Raw genomic sequence first — 22,528 nt, 5'->3', positions numbered from 1 at the left:
TTAGTACATAAAATATGTATTTAATAGATTTGAGGTGAAAATATGAATTTACTAAGACCTACCTATGCACAAATTAATCTAGATAATATAAACAACAATATAAATGAAATAAAAAATTATATATCAAGTAAAGTTAAGTTAGCTATTGTAGTTAAAGCAAATGGATATGGGCATGGAGCAGTTGAAATATGTAAAAATATAAATAAAAAGATAGTTGATTATATATGTGTTGCTACTTTAACTGAAGCTTTAGAGTTAAGAAATAGTAATATAGATATACCTATATTAGTAATGGGATATATACCAAAGAATTATTATAATTTAGCTATAAAAAACAATATAACTATAACTGTTTTTTCGATAGAACAAGCTATAATAATTGATAATATTTGTAAGAGTTTAAATATAATTGGTAAAATTCATATAAAGATAGATACAGGTTTTAACAGGTTAGGATTTAAAATAGAAAATGATGATATTAGTAATTTAAAGTATATATTAAATTTAAAAAATATATATGTAGAAGGAATTTTTACACACTTAGCTCTCAAAGATGAAAAGTCAGATTATGAACAGTTTAATAAATTTAAATTATTGACACAAGAACTTTTAAAATACAAAGATATACCTATAAAACATATTTGCGACAGTATAGGTATGGTAGCTTATAAAGAATTTCATTTAGATATGGTAAGAGTAGGAGCTAGTATATATGGATACAACAGCAGAGAATCTAATTTAAATTTAAAAGAAGCTATAAGTTTTAAATCTAAAATTATTCAAATAAAAAAGGTACTCAAAGGAGAAGGTATAAGCTATGATTACTCTTATATAGCGCCTAAAGATATGTATATAGGAGTTATACCTTGTGGATATTATGATGGAATACCAAGAAAGTTATCAAATAAAGGATATGTAACAGTTAATAATAAAACGTGCAAAATAATCGGTAAAATATGTATGGATCAGATGATTATAGATGTAACAAATTTAAAAAAAGAAGATTATGATAAAGATGTTATATTGTATGGGGATAATGGACCAAATGTTTTAGAAATTGCCAATATGTGTGATACGAATAGAAATGAGATACTTAGTTTATTGTCAAGAAGAGTAGATAGATTATATATCAAAGATAATAAGATTATAAAAAAATTAAATTATATATTGGGAGATGATTAATTTGATATATCCAAGAAAGTTAAATAAAGGAGACACTATAGGTATAATAGCACCATCAAGCCCATATAGAGCTTTGTGTAAAGAATCATTAAATTATGAATTATATAATATAAAAAAAACTATAGAGAATTTTGGATATAAAGTTAAAATGGGAAGCACTTGTTATTTAAGTTATAAAGGATATTTAGCAGGTACAGATGAAGATAGAGTAAAAGATATAGAAATTATGTTTGAAGACAAATCTATAGATGCAATATTATGTCTTAAAGGAGGATATGGAACTCCTAGAATACTTGATAAAATTAATTATGATATTATAAAAAACAATCCGAAAATATTTATAGGATACTCAGATATAACAGCACTGCATATAGCATTTAATCAAATTTGTAATTTAGTAACTTTTCATGGAATAATGGCAGCAACAGTTTCTAATTGGGACGAATTTACATATAATTCTTTTATGGATATTTTAGATATGAAAGAAAACTTAGAACTTAAAAATCCAGAAGATGAAGAGTTATACACTTTGGTAAAAGGTAGCGCAAATGGTATTATAATAGGTGGAAATCTATCTTTAATAGCAAGCACTATAGGTACTAGTTATGAAATAGATGTAAAAGATAAAATTTTATTCATAGAAGAAATAGGGGAAAGTATATATAAGATAGATAGAATGTTAACTCAATTAGAGTTATCTGGTAAATTTAATGATTGCAAAGGTATTATATTTGGAGATTTTGAAGATTGCAATAAAGAAAGGGAAGAAGATTATGACTTATATGATTTGTTGTTAAATAAAATTAAAAAGTATAATAAGCCATGTATATATAATTTACAATCAGGTCACTGCAAACCTATGATAAGTATGCCTTTGGGTGTAAATTGTGAGTTAGATGCTACAAATAAGAAGATAATACTAACAAAATAAATATTAAAAATAAAAAACATTCGTATATATACTGTTTTTAGTATATATACGAATGTTTTTTATTATAATAATCGTGATCATTGCTATCTAATATTAGCAAAATATGATAAAATTAGACATGAATATAAATGTAATTTAAGGGGTGAATATATGTTCAATGTTGCAATAATAACTTTAAGTGACAAAGGCTCTAAAGGAGAAAGAAAAGATATAACTGGAGAAAATCTTGTTTATTTTATAAATAATGAAAATAATTATGAAGTTAAATATTATAATATGATTCCCGATGATAAAGTTATGTTGAAAAATGAAATTATAAAACTTTGTGATAGAGATATAGATTTAATATTAACTAATGGAGGAACTGGTTTTTCAAAAAGGGATATAACACCAGAAGCTACAAAAGAGGTTATAGAAAGGGAAATACCAGGTATTAGTGAATATATAAGAATGAAGTCTTCTGAAAAAATTAAAAGAGCTATACTAAGTAGAGGAATTAGTGGTATAAGAAAAAATACAGTTATAATAAACTTACCAGGAAGCCCTAAAGGTGCTATAGAAAGTATAGAGTTTGTAATAGATGTAATAGGACATGGAATAGATATATTAAAAGGTGAAGCTACGGAGTGTGCAAATGATAGACAAGTATAATAGAGAGATTGATTATTTAAGAATTTCTTTAACTGATAATTGTAATTTAAGGTGTATATATTGTATGCCAAATGATGAGAATTTTAATGGTATAAATAAAATATTAAGTTTTGATGATTATAAATTTATAATAAAATGTTTTTCAAAAGTTGGTATAAAAAAGATAAGATTTACTGGAGGAGAACCACTTCTTTATGAAAACTTAGACAAGCTTATAAAATATACAAAAGATGAATGTGGTATAGAAGATATTTGTATGACAACAAATGCTATAGGATTATATGATAAAGTAGAAAATTTAAAAAGCAATGGTCTTAAAAAAATAAATATAAGTATAGATTCTTTAAATGAGAATAAATATAAGAAGATAACTAGAGGTGGAGATTTAAAAGAAGTATTAAAAGCACTTAATAAGTGTATTGATTTAAATTTAAAAGTAAAGGTAAACTGTGTTTTAATAAAGGGATTAAATGATGATGAACTTTATGATTTTATAAATATAGCTAAATACAAAAATATAGATGTTAGATTTATAGAATTAATGCCTTTAGGTGAAGGAATTAAAATGTTTGATAAAGGATATATAAATTTAAAAGAAACTCTAGATAAGATAGATATTTTAAAAACTACAAAGTACAAAGAAAAAAGTGTAGCATCATATTATAAAATAGATAATTCAAATGGTAGGATAGGTATAATTACTCCAATGAGTTGCTCATTTTGCAGTAACTGCAATAGAGTAAGAGTAACATCAAATGGTAGTATTAAGTTATGCTTGCATTCTAGCGAAGAAATAGATATAAAGCCTTATTTAAGAGATGGAAATAAATTATTAAATGTTTTAAAAGAAGTTATATATATAAAACCAGAAAAACATAATTTAGTGGAAAATAAAAAGAGTGATACTAAGAGAAATATGTATCAAGTCGGAGGTTAATATGCTTACACATATAAATGATAAAGGATATGCTAAGATGGTAGATATAAGTGGTAAAGATGATACTACAAGAAAAGCTATAGCAACATGTAAAATATATATGAATAAAGAAACTATACAAAGAATTAAATTTGGTGGAATAAAAAAGGGAGATGTATTATCTGTAGCTCAAGTTGCAGGTATTATGGGGGCTAAAAATACTCCAATAAATATACCTATGTGTCATCAGATAAATTTAGTTGGATGTGATTTAGAATTTAATATAGATGAAGAGAAAAATTATATACAAGTGTTTGCAACTACTAAATCAGTTGGTAAAACTGGAGTAGAAATGGAAGCTTTAAGTAGTGTGTCAATAGCAGCTCTTACAATATATGATATGTGTAAAGCTATTGATAAATCTATGGTTATAAGTGAAATAAAATTAATAGAAAAAACTGGGGGAAAATCTGGGGATTATAGAATTGATGAATAGAATTTAATTGTGGTATGTATTTTTTAATATATACCATTTATTTTTATATAAAAATAAAAATTATAAAAGAGTAAACTACTATACAAATGGAATTTAATGGTATATAATTAAATTGTGTTAAATAAAAAACAAACTAGGATTTGTTTGAATACATATTATCAAGGGGGAATACAATATGAGTTATACATTTTTTATGCCAAATGTAAGTTTAATGGGACCAGGATGTGTTAAAAAAATAGCAGAGGAGATAACTTCTAGAGGACTTAAAAAAGCCTTAATAGTATGTGGAAAAAGATCTTCTAAGAGTGAAGAATTCAAAGGGGTAACTGATCTTTTAAAAGAACATAATATAGAATATGTAGTTTATGCAGGCTCTCAACCTAATCCAACAGTTACTAATGTTATGGATGGTGTTGATATATTAAAAGAAAACGATTGTGATTTTGTCATATCTTATGGAGGAGGATCTCCACATGATTGCGCTAAAGGTATAGCTTTAGTTGCAACAAATGGTGGAAATATAAAAGATTATGAAGGAATAAATAAATCTTCAAAACCTCAACTTCCACTTATATCAATAAATACAACAGCAGGAACAGCCTCAGAAATGACTGTATTTTCTATAATAACAGATGAAGAAAGACATGTTAAAATGGCTATAGTTGATAAAAATGTAACACCAATACTTGCAGTAAATGATCCTGAATTAATGGTAAGTATGCCAAAATCTTTAACTGCAGCAACAGGTATGGATGCGTTAACTCATGCAGTAGAAGCATATGTATCAAAAGCAGCAACACCAATTACAGATGCATGTGCTCAAAAGGCTATAGAATTAATAAGTAATAATTTAAGAGATGCTGTAAAAGATGGTAATAATATAGAAGCTAGGGATATGATGGCTTATGCTGAATATTTAGCAGGTATGGCATTTAATTCAGCTTCACTTGGATATGTACACGCTATAGCTCATCAACTTGGAGGATTTTATAACTTACCACATGGAGTTTGTAATGCAATATTACTTCCAGAAGTGCAAGTATTTAACTCAAAAGTAAGTAAAAATAAATTAAGAGATATTGCTAAGTTTATGGGAGTAGACACTAGCAATATGAATGAAGAAGAAGGAGCGAACGCTTGTATAAAAGCTATAAGAAAATTATCAAAAGACATAGATATTCCTTTAGGACTTAGAGAATTAGGTGTTAAGGAGGAAGATTTTGATACATTAGCTGATAATGCACTTAAAGATGCTTGTGGATTAACTAATCCTATACAAGCAACTCATCAAGATATAAAAGATATATTGACTAAATCAATGGATACTGAAGTTGAATTTGCTTAGTATATAATAGATTTTAAATAAAAAAGACTAGGATAATATCCTAGTCTTTTTTATTTAAAATTATCCAACTATACAAATTTCTTTATCATGGTGATTTAAAATTTCATGACCGTCTTTAGTTACTAAAACTAAATCTTCAATTCTAACTCCAAATTCACCTGGTAAGTATATACCTGGTTCAACAGAGAATATCATTCCTTCTTCAACACAATCAGTATTAACAGAAGATACATCTCCCATATCATGACATTCAAGACCTATAGAATGACCTGTTCTATGAGTAAAGTATTTACCGTATCCTTTTTCAGTTATATAGTCTCTAGCAGCAGCATCTATATCACAGAATCTAACTCCTGGTTTAACTAAAGCTATAGCTCTTTTATTAGCTTCAAGAACTATTTCAAATACCTCTTTAGCTTTTTGAGGAACTTCTTTATAAAATACTGTTCTAGTCATATCAGAGCAGTAATGATCTTTGATGCAACCTATATCAAGTATTATAGCATCTCCAACATTAACTTTTCTATCTCCAGGTGTACCATGTGGATCAGCACCAGTAGGACCAAAACCTATAATAGGAGAGAAAGAGAATCCATCAGCTCCTAAATCTTCATATATACCTGATAACTTATTAGCAAGCTGCTTTTCAGTTAATTCATCAGATATTAAAGCTTTAAGTTTACCCATTGCTTCATCATTTAAAAGAGAAGCTTTTCTCATTAAATCCTTTTCCTCTTCATCTTTAGAAGATCTTAATGTATCTATTATGTAAGATGAATTAACAAACTTATTTTCCTTACATAAATCCATTAAAGCTAATAAAAATCTTGATGGCCAGTTTTTATCAACACCTATAGTACCAGTTTTATCTATGTATTTAGAAATGATTTCAATAGGATTTTGAGTATCATTAAACCAAATCATTTCAACCCCTAAATCTTCACTAACAGGGAATAATTCATTTATGAACATTTTGTGATTTCCATTAACATTTAAATATAATGCTAATAGTCTTTCTCCTGGGTGTATCATTTTACCTGTTAAATAAAATATTGCATATGGATCACTAACTAACATTTGATCTATGCTATCAGCTTTCATTTTATCAAGGACAGAATCTAGTCTTTGAGTTTTCATATATCCATCTCCCTCTTAAATTATTAATTTTTACTACAACTAAATTTTACCATAAATTAGTATTAAATGGGAAAAAATTATAGGTATTTACATGTTAAGTATATAAAATGTATTTTATTAATTCTAAATTAAAAAAAGAAAGGTATCTGCTTTATATAGTATAAGATAGAGGTTAATTATAATATAAGAGATATAAAATGTAGATGATAAAGAAATTAACATTAAATAGATTAGAGATAGGATAAATCTTTTTTTATTATATTTGATTAAGTATAAATTATACTCATCGATACGTATTAATAAATTTAAGTTATTAGTAAATATATGAATTTATATTATACATAAAATCGAAAAAATTAGGAATAATTATTAAAAACAAATGAATTGGTAATATAGAATATTAATAAATTTAGATGAATGAAAATAATTATCAATTTTTATATTGTTTTTATTGATAATTGATATCAATTATGCTAGTATTATAAATAATAAATGAAAATGATTATCAGTTCGGGAGGTTTTAAATGTCTATAAAATGTGATTATTCTTGTAAAAATAATATAAATTCGTCATATATAAAATGGTTATTAGAGATTTTAGGACCAGTAATATTAGGTTCAAAACCATGTGAAATAATCAATATATCATCTAAAGATATTAAAGGTAGAGAAAAAATAAAAGATATAAAGAGTTTTTTTAAAGGTTGTTCAAAAATATCATATGAACTTATAAATTTAAGTGATGATTCTATAAGAGTTTTATTTATAAATAAAGAAGCATTAGATAATGTTTTAATTAATAAAAAATGTCTAAGTTTTTTAAGATTTTTAGGATATCCAAAAGAATACAAAATAGATATGTATATACAAAAATTAATAGAAAAATTAAAAACCAAAGATTTTCCTCATGAAATAGGTATATTTTTAGGATATCCACTTAAAGACGTAGTAGGTTTTATGGGATATGGAAGATATAAATTAAGTAAAATAAATTATTGGAATATATATGGAGATACTGAAATATCAGATAAAGTATATAATAAGTTTTTAGAACATAGAGAAAAAATGAGAACCATAATAGAATTAAATACTTTAGAAACTATAAGAGCTGCAGTTTAATTATATATTTATACTATTAATTTATATAGAAATTATGAGAATATAAAGGATTTATTGGGTAAATGTAGAATATGTAAAAAAATAAAAAATTACGGCTTAAGGAGGAAGTATGACTTATAAATTAATAGTAACAGATATGGATGGAACTTTACTTAATGGAGAACATGAAATAAGCGATGAAAATAAAAATGCATTGAAAAAAGTAGCTGACAAAGGTATAAAGGTGGCTATAGCAACAGGTAGGATATATGAATCGACTATAAAATATGCAAGAGAATTAGATATTAAAACCCCTATAATATGTTGCAATGGAGCCTTAATAAAAGAAGAAAATGGTAATGTAATTTATGTAAGCAAAATAGAGTATGATTTATGTGATAACATTATAGATATATTAGAAAAGCATAATATATATTATCAATGTTTTACAGATGATACTATATTTACTACTTATATAAATGAGTGGCTTAGAAAGTATCAAATGCAAGAAGATTTAAATATAAAAATAATAGAAAGTGATAATATAAAAGAACTTATAAAAGAAAGAGATATTTTAAAATTTTTAATAATAGAAAGTGATTTAAGTTTACTTTCTAAAGTTGAAAATGAATTGAAAAATATTAAAGATATAGAATTAACTAAATCTTTTTTTGATAATATAGAGATTATGAAAAAAGGAGTTAATAAAGGAAGTGCAGTAGAAAGTTTAGCTAAATACCTAGGAGTAGACAAAAGTGAAGTTATAACTTTTGGAGACAATCATAATGACTTATCTATGATAATGTATGCTGGTATGGGGGTTGCAATGGGAAATGCTGAAGATATAGTTAAGGAAAATTCTAACTTTATAACTGATAAAAATACTGAAAATGGAGTAGCGAAGGCTTTAGAAAATATATTAAAGATAGATTTAAAATAAAAGTATAGATATATTTATATCTATACTTTTTTTATTTGAAATCTAATTTTTATACAAATACAATTTAACATTTTTACTTATAGTTACTAAAGAAAGCTTAATTTAGAATATATAAATTACATGGTATTTTTTGTACATGATTTATTAGAATTTAATTTGATAAATTAAGCATAATAAAAATAAGTACATTTTAGAAAGGAAGATGAATAATGACTAATAAGAAAAAACAAAATTTAAGAAAAGTTGAAATTTATAATGACAATAAAGAAGAAATAGCTACTGAATTAGGTATACATGGATATGAAAATACAGAAGTAAATGCAAAGATAGCATCTCAAGGAGAAGCTAAATATAGTAAAAAAACCATGAATAGAAAAAGCCATATAGCAAATGGAAGCGGTAAATACGAAGGGAAAATGGATATATAATTTTAAAAAGACTATATAAGATTTTGCTAATTGATTTTACTTAGCAAATATTTTATGTAGTCTTTTGTTTTAAACTTTAATACTTAGAAAACTAACATAATCCATTGATATATGATATAATAATCTTATAATTAATGTATAATATTAGGAATTATATAAAGAATTAATGGAGGAGTTTATGTTAAAGAGTAATTTTACATTTAAAGGGGAAGAGGATTTAGACATATATGTATATAAATATGAGCCTAAAATTAAAGAAAATATAAAGGGCATTGTTCAAATTTCACATGGAATGTCAGAAGAAGCTAAAAGATATGAAAGGTTTGCTAGTTTTTTAAATAAAAATGGATATATAGTATATGTAAATGATCATAGAGGTCATGGTAAAAGTGTAAAGTCAATTAATGATATAGGAAAATTAGCAGATAAAGATGGACTTAACTGTGTAGTTAAAGATTTATATAAATTAACAAATATAATTAAGAAAGAAAATGATAATTTACCTATATTTTTATTTAGTCATAGTATGGGTTCATTTGCAGCTCAAAAATATATTATGAATTATAGCAGAGAAATAGATGGAGTTATACTTTCAGGAACTAATGGGTTACATGGAATAGAAGTTGATATAGGATTGATTTTATCAAAAATATTAACAAGCGTAAAAGGAAGAGATAATAAGGCATATTTGATAGATAAGCTAGCTTTTGGAAGATTTAACAAACATTTTAAACCAAATAAAACTGAGTTTGATTGGTTAAGTAGAGATGAAAAGGAAGTAGATAAGTACATAGATAATAAAAATTGTGGAGTAGTTTTTAGCAATGGATATTTTTATGATTTGTTTAGATTATTTAAAGAAATTAAAGATATAAATAATATAGATAAAGTTGATAAGAATTTACCCATATATATATTTGCAGGAGATAAAGATCCGGTTGGAAAATTTGGGAAAGGGATAATTAAGTTATATGAAAATTACAAAAAAGTGGGAATAAAAGATATTAAGTTTAAGTTATATAGCGGAGGAAGACATGAAATGCTAAATGAAATAAATAAAGAAGAAGTTATGCAGGATACTATAAAATGGCTTGATTATATAGTATCTAAAACTATGGCAAGTAGCAAAATATAGTAAAAATTTAATCTTTGATATTAAAATATCAAAGATTGTACTAAAAAGTATTTTTTTATGGTAATATATATTTATAGAGTGAATTTATAAATTATATTTTCATGGGGGGAAGAATATGGGAAACTTTAGAGTTAGAAGATGTCACAAATGCAAGTATACTTTAAAAAGTAAAAACCTTGTCCAGCTAAAAGATGGTAAGCCTTTGTGCGACATATATAAAAATGGTATACCAGATGAAATATTCTTCAAAGGGAAATACTGTAGTAAATTTGAGCTAGCATATAAATATAATATAGTCCGAATGATAGAAAATTTAATTGAAAAATTTAAAAATAGAAAATCACCCAAAGTTAAAAATAAAGATAATAACAAAAAGAGTAGAGTAATATCAATAAATAAAAATGCAAATTAGCAAATAAATTAAATAAGAATTTGAAGCTTCTATAGATGATACATTTATAGAAGTTTTTTATTTTAAAATAAAAAAACACATTAAATGACACGTATAAGTGTTAAAAAATATCACTATATGATAAAAGAAAGAGAAAAATAGCTTAGATATAGTGATACCAATGGTTTTATTACCCAGGTAATATATTTACTAAGTGTTATAGTAGCAGATAATATAATAAATACATATAATAAATTATGTTTTTATTATAAAGGGGAGATATATATGAAAGTAAGGATTAATAATGAATCATCATATATAAGAATTTTAAATGCTACACCAAATAGTAATAAGATAGATATATCTATGAATGATATATCAGTATTTTCAAATGTTGGTTATAAGGAGTTTACTCCATATACGCCTACATTACCTGGAGATTACACTGTAAAGGTTTATGAATATGGAAATCAAGATAAGCTAATACTAGAACAAGATTTAGTTATAGCAGGAGGAAATGTAGGGACTTTAGTTATAACAGGGATATTTCCTAATTTGATGATGCTTGCAGTTTTTGAAGATCCAAATGAAAGCATAGATAATGAAGAATCAAAGTTTAGGATAGCACATTTATCACCAACTGCAGAACCGATAGATTTAACAGTAAATAATGTTAAGATGATAGATGAAATACCTTTTGGGAAGAGAACTAATTATGCACAAGTTCCAAGTGGTATATATGATTTTAATATAGAAGAAAGTGATATGGGGATTTATGAAAATAGAAATAAATTAAGAGTAAATAAAAAGATACAATTAAAAGATAAAAAAATATACACTATATATGTAATTGGAGATATACCTAATATTGAAATTATACAATCTTTGGATGTAGTGACATATATGAATAAATAAATATAGAAATGTCTCAAATATTTGAGACATTTCTTAATATAAATTAATTAGGAGATAAACAAACTATGAATATGTATCGAATAAAAGAAAATTTATTTAAATTTCCTTTAATATACAATACTGTAAAAGCAAATCTAAAGGATAGAGATATATTTAGTGAAGATATAAAATATGGAAACCATAAAAGACAATATTATAGGGTTTTTAATTATAAGGAAAATAATCCTATAATATTTTTTGTACATGGTGGTAGTTGGTGGCATGGTAGCCCTAGAAGGTATTCTTATGTTGGAAAATTTTTTTATAAAAAGGGATATAATGTAGTTTTAATTTCATATAGGCTTGTTCCATATTTTACATACCCATCACAAATAGAGGATATATTTAAAGGGTTTAAGCATTTCCTAAGCAATAAATATGTTAAAGGAAATAGAGATAAGATATATGTTGTTGGATTTTCAGCAGGAGGAGAGCTTGCAGCTAATCTAGTGTTTAATAGATGTTTTCATAAAAAATATAATATAGATAGAAATATATTTAAAAAGTTTGTATCTATATCAGGGGTATTAGATTTTAGTAAATGTACTCAAAGATATGCTAAGGCAATTATAAAAAATTATATAAATAATAAAGATTTTAATTTAAAGAATCCAATTAATTTGATTAAAGGCGATGAACAAATACCTGTACTTTGCATACATGGAAAACAAGATACCCTAATAAACCCTAAGTGTTCTATTAGTTTCATAGAAAAAATTAATAATTCAAAATTAACTAGATTAGTTCTATTAGATAATATGTATCATAGTAATATTTTAAATATAATAAGAGGGAATGAGAGTAAAGAGTCGAAGATAATTTTAGACTTTTTAAACTAGAGAAAAGGGGCAATAAAATTGAAAGAATATAAAAATATACAAAATAGAAACTATCTTGTAGACAATTTAAAAGTTATCTTGATATTTGCAGTTGTATTTGGGCATACAATAGAATACTACATAAATCAAAATTACATATTAAGAGGTGCATATATATATATTTATATATTTCATATGCCACTATTTGTATTTATATCTGGGTACTTATCTAAAAAAAGTACAAAATCTAATGAAGATATAGTTAGAAAACTTTTAATACCTTATATATTTTTTAATACACTTTGGTATATTGGAGTATATTTAGCTACAGGAATAAATATGTTTTCTATAGTATATCCAGGATGGACTTTATGGTATCTAATTAGCTTGTTTTTTTGGAGGCTATCACTTAAATATATAACAAATATAAAATTTATAATTCCTATTAGTTTTATATTAGGATTATTGATAGGATTAGATAAGATGGGCGAAGATTTTTTATCACTATCTAGGACTATAGTATTTTTACCATTTTTTCTTATAGGGTATTACACAAATGAAACTTATTTTAAAAAAATAAATAATATTAATAAAGGTATTGGGAGTTTTATAGTTATTATATTTATAATAATAGCTATGTATATAGCAAAATATGAAATAATAGATTATAAATTTTTATACAATTCTCATGCATATGACACTAATAATCTTAGTGTGCTTGAAGGCATTATATCAAGAATTATATTATATATATCTTCGATTATACTTAGTGTGGGAGTAATAAGTTTAATGCCATCTAAGAAGGTTTTTTATAGTAAATATGGTAAAAACACCATGAATGTATATGTATTTCATATATATTTAATTGTAATTGTATTAGGAATCATACCGAGATGGGATATTAATTTAATTTCAAATATTATAATACTTATAAGTCCAGTTATAATATTTGCTATACTATCATTGGAATTTGTAAAAAAAATATATGATTTTATATTTAATCCTATTAATAATATATTTGGATATATTTTAAGTTTAATAAAAAGTTTATATTATAAATTTGTAAAAATATAAATATCAAAAATAATAGACGGGTAAATACCCGTCTTATAAAAGGAGAATGATAAATGCTAAGTTATTAAAATGCAATATAACTAGTTATAGTTTAGACAGTAAATTTAAAAATATACATAATGTATAGATTATAAAAAGTAGAAGTGTTATAATATTCAAAATATAAGATAAATCGTAAATAAAGGGGAATCATATGAAAAAAATAATTAAAACAATTATAATAGCTATATCTATTGTGACTTTAGGTTTAATGATAGGATGTTCTAAGAAGTCTATAAGTAGTAAAGAAGCTACGAATGAACCTCTAGACCCTCCCAAAGAATTACCCATAGCTACTATAAAAGTAAAAGACTATGGAATCATAGAAGCTGAATTATATCCTCATTTAACACCTAATACTGTAAATAACTTTATAGAATTAGCAAATAATAAGTTTTATGACGGTTTGATATTTCATAGGGTAGTAAGAAATTTTGTTATACAAGGTGGAGATCCTGAAGGAACTGGAATCGGTGGACCTGGATATTCTATTAAAGGAGAGTTTGAAGACAATGCATTTAAAAATGATATAAAACATGAAAGAGGAGTGTTGTCTATGGCTAGGAGTCAACATCCAGATTCAGCAGGTAGCCAGTTTTTTATAGTAACTAAAGATTCACCAAGTTTAAATAAGAAATATGCTGCTTTTGGAAAAGTTATAAAGGGTATGGATGTAGTAGATAAAATAGAAAGTGTAAAAGTTAGTGATCAAGAGAAACCAATTAAAAATATTGTTATAGAAAGTATAAGAGTTGACACAAAAGGAATTAATTACAAAAAAGCTGAAAAAATAAAATAATAAAACAAGGGCATTTTATATGCCCTTGTTTTATTTAATAATATAAGTAAAACGAAAAAGTATTGAAAATACATTGATAAATAGTATACTATAGAAGAATAATTTAAATTATTAGGAGAAATAGTATGGATATATTAAGTAAAAGACAAAAAGATATATTACAATATACCTTTTTATTATTTTTAATAGTATTAACTACTTATATTGTATCAACTACATTAGACATAAGTATATTACCAGATATTATAAAAATAATAGATTTTAAATACATATTATTGGGATTTGGATTAGTTTTATTATATATATTATTGGAAGGATATATTATAAAAATAATATTAAATTCTATACACAATACAAAATGTAAATTTTTAGGATTTAAGGTTGGAACAATAGGTTTATATTACAACTTAGTAACTCCATTAGCATCTGGAAGTCAACCTATGCAAGTTTATGTACTTAATAAATTCAACGTACCTATTAGTAAAGCAATAGCTGTGATAGTTAATAAGACTGTAGTGTTTCAAACTATAGTCACTGTATATACGGGGATATTATTACTTATAAATTGTATTTATTTAAAAAATCAAATGAATTCTATAATGTTATTGATATCTACAGGAATGATTATGAATATAATAATGCTAAGCTTTGGATTTTTAATAATATATAATCCTAAAAAAACTAAATTTATAGTTAATTTAATTTTAGACATATTAAAAAAAATAAAGATTTTAAAAAAATTAGAAAATAAAAGAAATAATATTGATAAATTTATAGATGAATACTATTATTCTGTGAGGCTATTTTTAAAAGACAAAAAAAATTTAATAAAAGCATTAACGCTTACTATTATTCAATTAACTTTCCACTTTAGTATAGCTTATTGTATATACAAATCTTTTAACTTAACGTCAGCATCATTTATACAAATGGTAGCACTACAAGCTTTTTTATATATGGCTGTATCACCAGTTCCAACTCCTGGAAATGTAGGAGCTAATGAAATTGTATTTTTTACAATTTTTAAAGGTATATTCCCAAAAGACTTAATAGGGTATTCTGTATTTGTATATGGAATATTTGTATATTACTTTATATTACTATTTTGTGGTATATGTACGATTATAATTCATTATAAAATGAAAAAATGCAAGGCAAGTTATAGTAAATATATATATTAATATTTAAAAAGAAAAGTATTTAAAAATACTTTTCTTTTTAAATATAGAAAAAATTATAAGTTTAAAATAAACATCATATGGACATTCTAGTATTAAATGATATAAAAAGGAAGGTAATTATATGTCCAATAAAAAAAATGTTGATATAAAAAAAGAAGAAATAGATAATAATGTAAAAGTAAAAGAATTATTAAAAGAAAACAATAGTACAGAAGAAATAGCAAATGAAATATCACAAAATAAAAAGATAGCAGATATATTAGGAAATAGATTAGCAAGTAAGAATTTTTTTCCTCCATGCTAAATCAATTTTAAGGAGTGAAGCATATGACAGAAAATAGATTTAAAAAAGGACAATATGATGATGCTTTACAATATACAAAAGATATTTTAAGTAATAGTTCATCTATAAATGAGATAATAAGTAAAAATAACATAAAAGAACATGTTAGTAAAAGTTTAAAAATCAATATAAACAATAAAAAATAGATAAAAAGCTCTTACATATTTATAATGTAAGAGCTTTTTAATTTAAATCCGTACTATTTATTAAAAAAATAGAAAAAAATTCGTATTTTATATTGATAAAAACTTAAAAACTGTTATAATTAACTTATAAATACGAATATTAATTATTGAATTGACTATTAATATACGATAAATAAGGGGGAGAAATTAATTTATGAATGATAAAAATTCAGTTATCTATCAATTAGACGGTAGGCCTAGATTAAAAGAGGCTATACCACTAGGGTTACAGCATGTGCTTGCAATGTTTGTTGGAAATGTAACACCACTAATAATAATTTCTGGAGCTCTTGGTCTTAGTTTAGAAGATAAAACTATGCTGGTTCAATGTGCTATGTTAGTATCGGGATTGGTAACATTAGTTCAATGTTATAGGATAGGTCCATTTGGAGCAAAACTTCCTATAGTCATGGGGACTAGTTTTGGGTTTGTATCAGTTGCAACTGCAGTAGGAAGTAAATATGGATATGAAGGTATATTAGGGGCTTGTTTAGCTGGAAGTATGATTGAGATATTATTTGGTACATATGTAAAAAAAATAAGAAAGTTTTTCCCTCCAGTTGTAACAGGTACTGTAGTATTAGCAATTGGAATATCTTTACTACCTACAGGAATTAATTATTTCGCAGGCGGGGTTGGAGCAAGTGATTTTGGATCTATGTCTAACTTATTGTTAGGAAGCATAGTATTGATAACGGTGTTATTTTGTAAGCAGTATACAAAAGGGATAACTAGTATTGCATCAATATTAATAGGACTTTTAGTAGGATATATAGTAGCTATACCTATGGGTAAAATAGATTTTTCTCAAATATCACAAATGTCTTTAGTTTCTATACCTACACCACTACAATTTGGGTTTGAATTTCATATAGATGCTATATTTGCATTTGTATGTATGTTTATAGTATCAGGGGTTGAAACTGTTGGAGATATAACAGCTATAGCTCATTCTGGAATAGGACGTGATGCTAAGGATGAGGAAATATCAGGAGGAGTAATGGCTGATGGATTTGGAAGTATGATATCAGCACTATTTAATTCTATGCCAACTACATCATTTGGGCAAAATGTAGGACTTATAGCTATGACTAAAGTTATAAATAGACATGTAGTTGCAACAGGAGCTATATTTTTAATACTAGCTGCAATATTTCCTAAATTTGGAGCTATAATATCTTTAATGCCATCAAGTGTATTAGGAGGGGCAAGTGTAATGATGTTTGCTATGATTGCAGTAAGTGGAATAAAGCTTATAACATCAGAGCCTTTGAATAACAGAAATAGTACAATAGTTGCAGTAGCACTAGGTATTGGGGTTGGATTATCTTTAGTTCCTGATGTATTATCTAAAATGCCAGAATCTATAAAACTTATATTTGGAGATTCGGGACTTATAGTAGTTGCTATTATAGCTATACTTTTAAATATAGTATTACCTAAAGAAAATACAGAATTAAAAACGAAAATAGAAGTTGGAAATTCTAATACACAAGTTTCATAAAATAAAGTTTAAACGTTAAATTGTAAAATAATATTAACGAACCTCCTAAAATTTATTTCATATATTTAAGTAAAAATAAATTTTAGGGGGGTTTTTTATGGAAACATCTATTCATACTATAGCTAGTAATAATTTGCTAATATTATTTTCAATAGTTGCTATGACGGGAATAGTATGTAGTAAGTTAAGTGAAAAAATAAATATACCTGATGTAGTATTATTTCTTATTGCAGGTATATTTATAGGACCGTCAGTTTTCAAATTTATAGATATAAGTGCATACCAAATTGAAAATCAATTAATACTTACCTTTGGATCTGCATTTATTTTATATTTAGGAGGAAAAGAAATCAGCTTAAAAGTATTGAAAAATGTTAGGATAACAGTATTGTTATTATCTACATTAGGAGTAATAGTTTCTACCTTTATGATGAAAGAAGTAGTAGGATTAACATTTGAAGTAAGTTCTATGACTGCATTATTATCAGGAGCTATAATTGCATCTACAGATCCTGCTACTTTAGTACCAATTTTTAATAGTATTAAAATTAAAGACAAGGTTAAGCAAACTGTTATAAGTGAGTCTGCATTTAATGATGCAACAGGAGCGATATTAACATCTGCTGTACTAGCTATAATATTATCTGGAAAATTTTCAATTAAAGAAAATTTATATAGTTTAAGTACGATGGTTATTGTAGGAATAATAATTGGTATAATGACAGGAATTTTATTATTGAAGCTAGTAAATGATAAACCTTATGGCATATTAAAAGACTTTGCTCCTATAATTTCAATAATATCTGTTATAATTTCATATGAGTTATCTACTAAATTAGGTGGTAGTGGGTATATGTCATGTTTTATAGTTGGTATTATAAATGGAAATAAGAAAAACTTTAATATATGGTTAACTCAAAAATCATATGATGCAGATGTACATGTTGTAGAAACATTAGGAACTATTTGTAGAATGATGATTTTTATAATATTGGGTAGTCAAGTTGACTTACAAATTTTAATAAAATATTTTGTTCCATCTGTAGTTTCTGTTATATGTCTTATTTTTATAGTTAGACCTGTCAGTGTAATACTATGTACGATATTTGATAAAAATGCCAATTGGAGTAAAAAAGAAATTTTATTTATGATGTGGGTAAGAGAAACAGGGGTAATTCCTGCAGCACTTTGTGGTATAATTACATCTATGAAAATACCAGGATATGAAGTAATATCATCAGTTGTATTTATGACTATATTAATAACATTAATAATTCAAGGTAGTACTACTAAATATATAGCAAATAAATTAGGGTTATTAGAATTAGATAATGAGTAAATATATAAATTTTTCCTTATATATTTGTTTTATCAAATATATAAGGAAAAGTATTAAGTATGTTATAATTAATGAAAAATTATATATATAAAATGGACAATTAAGAGGGAGGAAGAGTATGTTTACACTTACTGAAATAGTACAGCCAAGCACATTAGAAGAAGCCTACTCAATATTAGTTAAAAGAAAGACTAATCAAATTCTTGGAGGAACAGCTTTTTTAAGAATGGGTAATAAAAGAATAGGGACAGGTATAGAACTTTCAAATTTAAATCTAGATTATATAAGAGAAGATGACAAATTTGTGGAAATAGGCTCTATGACTACACTTAGAAGTTTAGAAACTAGTGATATTATAAATAATAATTTTAGTATATTAAAAGATGCTGTTAGAGATATAATTGGGGTTCAATTTAGAAATGTAGTAACAGTAGGTGGGAGTGTATTCTCAAAGTATGGCTTTTCTGATTTAATAGTAGCACTACTTTGCTTAGACACAGAAGTTGAAACTTATAAAGGTGGAAGGATATCTTTAGATGAGTTTTTAAATAAAGAATATGAAAAAGATATATTAACTAAAATATACATAAAGAAAAATAATAAAAAAGCAGTGTATAAATCTATGAGAAATGCTAAAAGTGATTATCCAATACTTAATGTGTCTGTATCTAAAATAGACAATAACTTTAAAATATGTGTAGGTGCAAGACCACAAAGAGCTAAAGTAGCAATAAAAACTAGTGGATTTTTATCAAACAACGAAATAAATGATAAAAATATTGATATTGCTTTAGATATGATGGTAGATGAAATTAGATTTGGTTCTAATATGAGAGCATCAAAAGAATATAGGCTACAAATAAGTAAAGTATTAGTTAAAAGAGCAATCATGGAGGTTACAAAATGCTAGTAGAACTTGAAGTAAATGGAAAATTAAGAAAGCTTGATATAGAGCCAGAAGAGTATTTAGTAGATAGCTTAAGAAAACTAGGGAACTTAAGTGTAAAAAGAGGTTGTGATACAGGATGTTGTGGGCTTTGTTCTATTTGGATAGATAAAAAACCTACATTATCTTGTGCAACATTAACAGTTAGAGCTTTAAATAAAGAGATAACAACTATAGAAGGATTAGAAAAAGAAGCTAGTGAATTTGCTGAAATTTTAGTTAATGAAGGCGCAGAACAATGTGGTTTTTGTTCGCCAGGATTTATAATGACAGTTTTAGCTATGAAAGAAGAACTTAACAATCCTACAGAAGAAGAGATAATACATTACTTAACTGGAAATTTATGTAGATGTACAGGGTATATGGGACAATTAAGAGCAATCAAAAGATATCTGGGGGTAAAGTAAATGAAAATAGTTGGAAAAGGAATACATAAAATAGATGGAATGGCTATAGCTACAGGAAAACCAGTTTATACTGACGATTTAGCATCTAAAGATGCTTTAGTAGTGAAAATATTAAGAAGCCCACATGCATATGCAAAAATAAAAAATATAGATACTTCAAGAGCATTAAAAATAGATGGAGTTGAATGTGTTTTAACGTATAAAGATGTTCCCAATAATAGATTTACACTAGCAGGACAATCCTATCCAGAACCATCTCCTTATGATAGATTAATACTTGAAGATACTGTTAGATATATTGGAGATGAAGTTGCTATAGTTGCGGCAATAGATGAAAAAACTGCTGTAAAAGCTATGAAAATGATAAAGGTTGAATACGAAGTATTAAAACCTGTAATAGATATGGAAAAAGCTATAGATAATGAAGTAGTAGTACATGATGAAGATGTCCACTGTAATTTTGATATAGGTATGGAAAGAACAAGAAATATAGTGGCAAAACACTTATATGAAAAAGGTAATATAGAAGAAGAATTAGAAAAATGTGATTTAGTAGTTGAAGAAACATATTATACTCAAGCTCAAGCCCATGCTATGATGGAAACTTATAGAGCATATAACTATTTAGATCATAATGGCAGATTAGTAGTAGTTAGTTCTACTCAAATTCCATTTCATGTAAGAAGACATCTATCTAGAGCTTTAAATATACCTTCAAGTAAAATAAGAGTTATAAAGCCGAGAATAGGAGGAGGATTTGGTGGTAAGCAAACTGCTTGTGTTGAAATATTCTCAGCTATAGTAACGCTTAAGACAGGTAAACCTGCAAAATTAATATATGATAGAAAAGAAACTTTTAACTGCTCTACAAGTAGACATGCAATGAAATTAACTGTAAGAATGGGAGCTACTAAAGAAGGAGTAATAAAAGTTATAGATATAGATGCATTATCTGATACAGGAGCATATGGAGAACATGCTTCAACTACATTTGGTTTAGTTGGAGAAAAAACTATGCCAATGTATAATAAGTTAACTGCATCAAGATTTAAAGGTAATGTAGTATACACAAACAAAATGCCAGCTGGAGCACTTAGAGGTTATGGTGCAACTCAAGGATGTTTTGCTGTAGAATCAACTATAAATGTTTTAGCTCATAAGTTAAATATGGATCCAACTGAAATAAGACTTAAAAATATAGTTAAAGAAGGGGAAACTAGTTTTGCTTATAATAAAACATTAAATAGTGTAGATTTAGTAAATTGTATAAAAAAAGGTAAAGAACTTATAAAATGGGATGAAAAATATCCTTCTAAAAAAATGAATAATGGCAAAATTAGAAGTGTAGGAATGGCGCTAACTATGCAAGGGTCTGGTATTGCAGGAATAGATACTGCCAGTGCAGAAATTAGGTTAAATGATGATGGAAACTATACATTATTAATAGGATCAACAGATATGGGAACGGGAAGTGACACAATACTTTCTCAGATGGCTTGTGAAATACTTGAAACTTCTATGGAGAAAATAAATGTTATATCGGCAGACACTGATGTAGTTCCATATGATCCAGGTTCATATGCATCATCTACTACATATGTAACAGGTATGGCAGTTGTTAAAGCAGCTACTAAGCTTCGTGAAAAGATAATCGAAGTTGGAGCTAAAAGACTGGGCATAGATAAAGAATATGCTGAATTTGATGGAGAGTATGTGCACAGTGAATGCAATAAAATATCTGTGTTTGATATAGCTGTTGACTTTACAGTTGGCCCAGAAAAAGAGCAATTAATAGGTTATGCTTCTCATGGAAGTGAAGTGTCTCCACCACCTTTTATAGCAGGATTTGTTGAAACTGAAATGGATATAGAAACAGGAAAATATAAGATATTAGATTATGTAGCAGTTGTAGATTGCGGAACAGTTATAAATAAAAAATTAGCTAAAATTCAAGTTGAAGGTGGAATAGTTCAAGGTATAGGAATGGCTATGTTTGAAGAAGTTAGACATACGGATAACGGACAAATGGATACAAATACATTTATGCAGTATAAAATACCTGCTAGATGTGATGTTGGTAATGTAATAGTTGATTTTGTAGAAACTCATGAGCCAACAGGTCCATTTGGAGCTAAATCTGTAGGAGAGGTAGTTATAAATACACCATTACCAGCTATACAAGAAGCTGTTTATAATGCTTGCAAAGTTAGGGTAAATAAACTACCTATAACACCTGAGAAAGTATTTTTAGGAATGCATAAATAATATAAAAAAGTTAGGATATATATCC

Annotated in this window: 24 protein-coding genes; 23 read left to right on the top strand and 1 reads right to left on the bottom strand. The window is 25.9% G+C overall.

The features are described from left to right. Positions 1 to 42: 42 nt before the first annotated feature. The 6 genes from alr (at position 43) to yiaY (ending at position 5,521) form a co-directional block, all read left to right on the top strand. Positions 43 to 1,182 (top strand): alanine racemase, encoded by a 1,140-nt coding sequence (gene alr, locus H8891_RS05780; protein WP_187005570.1) that lies wholly within the window; start codon positions 43 to 45, stop codon positions 1,180 to 1,182. Next, complete coding sequence (locus H8891_RS05775; RefSeq protein ID WP_187005569.1) at positions 1,175 to 2,113, top strand: S66 peptidase family protein; 939 nt, start codon at positions 1,175 to 1,177, stop codon at positions 2,111 to 2,113. The genes alr and H8891_RS05775 overlap by 8 nt, the downstream gene beginning before the upstream one ends. Positions 2,114 to 2,263: 150 nt before the next feature. After that, the gene (locus tag H8891_RS05770) at positions 2,264 to 2,764 is read left to right on the top strand and encodes a MogA/MoaB family molybdenum cofactor biosynthesis protein (RefSeq protein ID WP_187005568.1); all 501 of its coding nucleotides are present in this window, start codon (positions 2,264 to 2,266) and stop codon (positions 2,762 to 2,764) included. Next, the gene (moaA, locus tag H8891_RS05765) at positions 2,748 to 3,701 is read left to right on the top strand and encodes a GTP 3',8-cyclase MoaA (RefSeq protein WP_187005567.1); all 954 of its coding nucleotides are present in this window, start codon (positions 2,748 to 2,750) and stop codon (positions 3,699 to 3,701) included. The genes H8891_RS05770 and moaA overlap by 17 nt, the downstream gene beginning before the upstream one ends. Before the next feature lies 1 nt (position 3,702). Further along, positions 3,703 to 4,176, top strand: a complete 474-nt coding sequence (gene moaC / locus H8891_RS05760) for a cyclic pyranopterin monophosphate synthase MoaC (protein WP_187005566.1) — start codon at positions 3,703 to 3,705, stop codon at positions 4,174 to 4,176. Between the two features lie 175 nt (positions 4,177 to 4,351). After that, positions 4,352 to 5,521 carry an L-threonine dehydrogenase gene (gene yiaY / locus H8891_RS05755; protein WP_187005565.1) on the top strand — a complete coding sequence of 390 codons (1,170 nt, stop codon included), beginning with the start codon at positions 4,352 to 4,354 and terminating at the stop codon, positions 5,519 to 5,521. A 60-nt stretch (positions 5,522 to 5,581) separates the two neighbouring features. On the opposite strand, the gene H8891_RS05750 is transcribed toward yiaY, so the two are convergent. Continuing rightward, a complete protein-coding gene (locus tag H8891_RS05750; RefSeq protein WP_187005564.1) occupies positions 5,582 to 6,658 on the bottom strand; it encodes a M24 family metallopeptidase in 1,077 nt (358 codons plus the stop codon). A gap of 524 nt (positions 6,659 to 7,182) precedes the next feature. Between H8891_RS05750 and H8891_RS05745 the strand changes: the two genes are divergently transcribed. The 17 genes from H8891_RS05745 to H8891_RS05665 all read left to right on the top strand — a co-directional run bounded on the left by H8891_RS05745 (position 7,183) and on the right by H8891_RS05665 (position 22,503). Then, complete coding sequence (locus H8891_RS05745) at positions 7,183 to 7,776, top strand: DUF3793 family protein (RefSeq protein WP_147544075.1); 594 nt, start codon at positions 7,183 to 7,185, stop codon at positions 7,774 to 7,776. Positions 7,777 to 7,885: 109 nt separating this feature from the next. Beyond that, positions 7,886 to 8,695 (top strand): Cof-type HAD-IIB family hydrolase, encoded by an 810-nt coding sequence (locus H8891_RS05740; protein WP_187005563.1) that lies wholly within the window; start codon positions 7,886 to 7,888, stop codon positions 8,693 to 8,695. Positions 8,696 to 8,904: 209 nt separating this feature from the next. Further along, positions 8,905 to 9,123 (top strand): hypothetical protein, encoded by a 219-nt coding sequence (locus H8891_RS05735; protein WP_147544077.1) that lies wholly within the window; start codon positions 8,905 to 8,907, stop codon positions 9,121 to 9,123. A 178-nt stretch (positions 9,124 to 9,301) separates the two neighbouring features. Next, positions 9,302 to 10,258 carry an alpha/beta hydrolase gene (locus H8891_RS05730; protein ID WP_187005562.1) on the top strand — a complete coding sequence of 319 codons (957 nt, stop codon included), beginning with the start codon at positions 9,302 to 9,304 and terminating at the stop codon, positions 10,256 to 10,258. A gap of 115 nt (positions 10,259 to 10,373) precedes the next feature. Further along, the gene (locus H8891_RS05725) at positions 10,374 to 10,670 is read left to right on the top strand and encodes a hypothetical protein (protein WP_187005561.1); all 297 of its coding nucleotides are present in this window, start codon (positions 10,374 to 10,376) and stop codon (positions 10,668 to 10,670) included. Between the two features lie 264 nt (positions 10,671 to 10,934). Next, positions 10,935 to 11,564 (top strand): DUF4397 domain-containing protein, encoded by a 630-nt coding sequence (locus H8891_RS05720; protein ID WP_147544080.1) that lies wholly within the window; start codon positions 10,935 to 10,937, stop codon positions 11,562 to 11,564. A gap of 65 nt (positions 11,565 to 11,629) precedes the next feature. Then, positions 11,630 to 12,442, top strand: coding sequence for an alpha/beta hydrolase (locus H8891_RS05715; RefSeq protein WP_187005560.1), 813 nt, complete (start codon positions 11,630 to 11,632; stop codon positions 12,440 to 12,442). Between the two features lie 18 nt (positions 12,443 to 12,460). Further along, positions 12,461 to 13,495: an acyltransferase family protein gene (locus H8891_RS05710; RefSeq protein WP_187005559.1), complete on the top strand. Its 1,035-nt coding sequence runs from the start codon at positions 12,461 to 12,463 to the stop codon at positions 13,493 to 13,495. Positions 13,496 to 13,688: 193 nt separating this feature from the next. Beyond that, on the top strand, positions 13,689 to 14,333 hold the full coding sequence (locus H8891_RS05705; RefSeq protein WP_187005558.1) for a peptidylprolyl isomerase: 645 nt from the start codon (positions 13,689 to 13,691) through the stop codon (positions 14,331 to 14,333). Positions 14,334 to 14,458: 125 nt separating this feature from the next. Further along, on the top strand, positions 14,459 to 15,514 hold the full coding sequence (locus H8891_RS05700) for a lysylphosphatidylglycerol synthase transmembrane domain-containing protein (protein WP_187005557.1): 1,056 nt from the start codon (positions 14,459 to 14,461) through the stop codon (positions 15,512 to 15,514). Between the two features lie 121 nt (positions 15,515 to 15,635). Further along, the gene (locus H8891_RS05695) at positions 15,636 to 15,818 is read left to right on the top strand and encodes a hypothetical protein (RefSeq protein WP_147544085.1); all 183 of its coding nucleotides are present in this window, start codon (positions 15,636 to 15,638) and stop codon (positions 15,816 to 15,818) included. A gap of 23 nt (positions 15,819 to 15,841) precedes the next feature. Next, positions 15,842 to 16,003 (top strand): hypothetical protein, encoded by a 162-nt coding sequence (locus tag H8891_RS05690; RefSeq protein WP_187005556.1) that lies wholly within the window; start codon positions 15,842 to 15,844, stop codon positions 16,001 to 16,003. A gap of 193 nt (positions 16,004 to 16,196) precedes the next feature. Then, positions 16,197 to 17,546, top strand: a complete 1,350-nt coding sequence (locus tag H8891_RS05685) for a uracil-xanthine permease family protein (protein ID WP_147544086.1) — start codon at positions 16,197 to 16,199, stop codon at positions 17,544 to 17,546. 97 nt (positions 17,547 to 17,643) lie between these two features. After that, on the top strand, positions 17,644 to 18,885 hold the full coding sequence (locus tag H8891_RS05680) for a cation:proton antiporter (protein WP_187005555.1): 1,242 nt from the start codon (positions 17,644 to 17,646) through the stop codon (positions 18,883 to 18,885). Between the two features lie 118 nt (positions 18,886 to 19,003). After that, entirely contained in the window at positions 19,004 to 19,795 is a 792-nt protein-coding gene (locus H8891_RS05675; RefSeq protein WP_187005554.1) for an FAD binding domain-containing protein, read from the top strand. Further along, positions 19,789 to 20,238: a (2Fe-2S)-binding protein gene (locus tag H8891_RS05670; RefSeq protein ID WP_187005553.1), complete on the top strand. Its 450-nt coding sequence runs from the start codon at positions 19,789 to 19,791 to the stop codon at positions 20,236 to 20,238. Before H8891_RS05675 ends, H8891_RS05670 begins: the two co-directional genes overlap by 7 nt. Further along, positions 20,239 to 22,503, top strand: coding sequence for a xanthine dehydrogenase family protein molybdopterin-binding subunit (locus tag H8891_RS05665; RefSeq protein ID WP_187005552.1), 2,265 nt, complete (start codon positions 20,239 to 20,241; stop codon positions 22,501 to 22,503). Positions 22,504 to 22,528 lie beyond the last annotated feature (25 nt).

It is taken from the genome of Paeniclostridium hominis (genome assembly GCF_014306135.1).
In the GTDB taxonomy this organism is placed as follows: domain Bacteria; phylum Bacillota; class Clostridia; order Peptostreptococcales; family Peptostreptococcaceae; genus Paraclostridium; species Paraclostridium hominis.
Note: the sequence above shows the minus strand (reverse complement) of the source record. Positions and strands in the feature narration are given on the sequence as shown.

Coding starts and splice junctions, on each gene's coding strand:
- H8891_RS05735 (WP_147544077.1), top strand. CDS start 8,905: ATGACTAATAAGAAAAAACAAAATTTAAGAAAAGTTGAAATTTATAAT.
- H8891_RS05670 (WP_187005553.1), top strand. CDS start 19,789: ATGCTAGTAGAACTTGAAGTAAATGGAAAATTAAGAAAGCTTGATATA.
- H8891_RS05665 (WP_187005552.1), top strand. CDS start 20,239: ATGAAAATAGTTGGAAAAGGAATACATAAAATAGATGGAATGGCTATA.
- H8891_RS05675 (WP_187005554.1), top strand. CDS start 19,004: ATGTTTACACTTACTGAAATAGTACAGCCAAGCACATTAGAAGAAGCC.
- moaC (WP_187005566.1), top strand. CDS start 3,703: ATGCTTACACATATAAATGATAAAGGATATGCTAAGATGGTAGATATA.
- H8891_RS05750 (WP_187005564.1), bottom strand. CDS start 6,658: ATGAAAACTCAAAGACTAGATTCTGTCCTTGATAAAATGAAAGCTGAT.
- H8891_RS05700 (WP_187005557.1), top strand. CDS start 14,459: ATGGATATATTAAGTAAAAGACAAAAAGATATATTACAATATACCTTT.
- moaA (WP_187005567.1), top strand. CDS start 2,748: ATGATAGACAAGTATAATAGAGAGATTGATTATTTAAGAATTTCTTTA.
- H8891_RS05690 (WP_187005556.1), top strand. CDS start 15,842: ATGACAGAAAATAGATTTAAAAAAGGACAATATGATGATGCTTTACAA.
- yiaY (WP_187005565.1), top strand. CDS start 4,352: ATGAGTTATACATTTTTTATGCCAAATGTAAGTTTAATGGGACCAGGA.
- H8891_RS05685 (WP_147544086.1), top strand. CDS start 16,197: ATGAATGATAAAAATTCAGTTATCTATCAATTAGACGGTAGGCCTAGA.
- H8891_RS05730 (WP_187005562.1), top strand. CDS start 9,302: ATGTTAAAGAGTAATTTTACATTTAAAGGGGAAGAGGATTTAGACATA.
- H8891_RS05745 (WP_147544075.1), top strand. CDS start 7,183: ATGTCTATAAAATGTGATTATTCTTGTAAAAATAATATAAATTCGTCA.
- H8891_RS05680 (WP_187005555.1), top strand. CDS start 17,644: ATGGAAACATCTATTCATACTATAGCTAGTAATAATTTGCTAATATTA.
- H8891_RS05695 (WP_147544085.1), top strand. CDS start 15,636: ATGTCCAATAAAAAAAATGTTGATATAAAAAAAGAAGAAATAGATAAT.
- H8891_RS05770 (WP_187005568.1), top strand. CDS start 2,264: ATGTTCAATGTTGCAATAATAACTTTAAGTGACAAAGGCTCTAAAGGA.
- H8891_RS05705 (WP_187005558.1), top strand. CDS start 13,689: ATGAAAAAAATAATTAAAACAATTATAATAGCTATATCTATTGTGACT.
- H8891_RS05715 (WP_187005560.1), top strand. CDS start 11,630: ATGAATATGTATCGAATAAAAGAAAATTTATTTAAATTTCCTTTAATA.
- H8891_RS05725 (WP_187005561.1), top strand. CDS start 10,374: ATGGGAAACTTTAGAGTTAGAAGATGTCACAAATGCAAGTATACTTTA.
- alr (WP_187005570.1), top strand. CDS start 43: ATGAATTTACTAAGACCTACCTATGCACAAATTAATCTAGATAATATA.
- H8891_RS05740 (WP_187005563.1), top strand. CDS start 7,886: ATGACTTATAAATTAATAGTAACAGATATGGATGGAACTTTACTTAAT.
- H8891_RS05720 (WP_147544080.1), top strand. CDS start 10,935: ATGAAAGTAAGGATTAATAATGAATCATCATATATAAGAATTTTAAAT.
- H8891_RS05775 (WP_187005569.1), top strand. CDS start 1,175: ATGATTAATTTGATATATCCAAGAAAGTTAAATAAAGGAGACACTATA.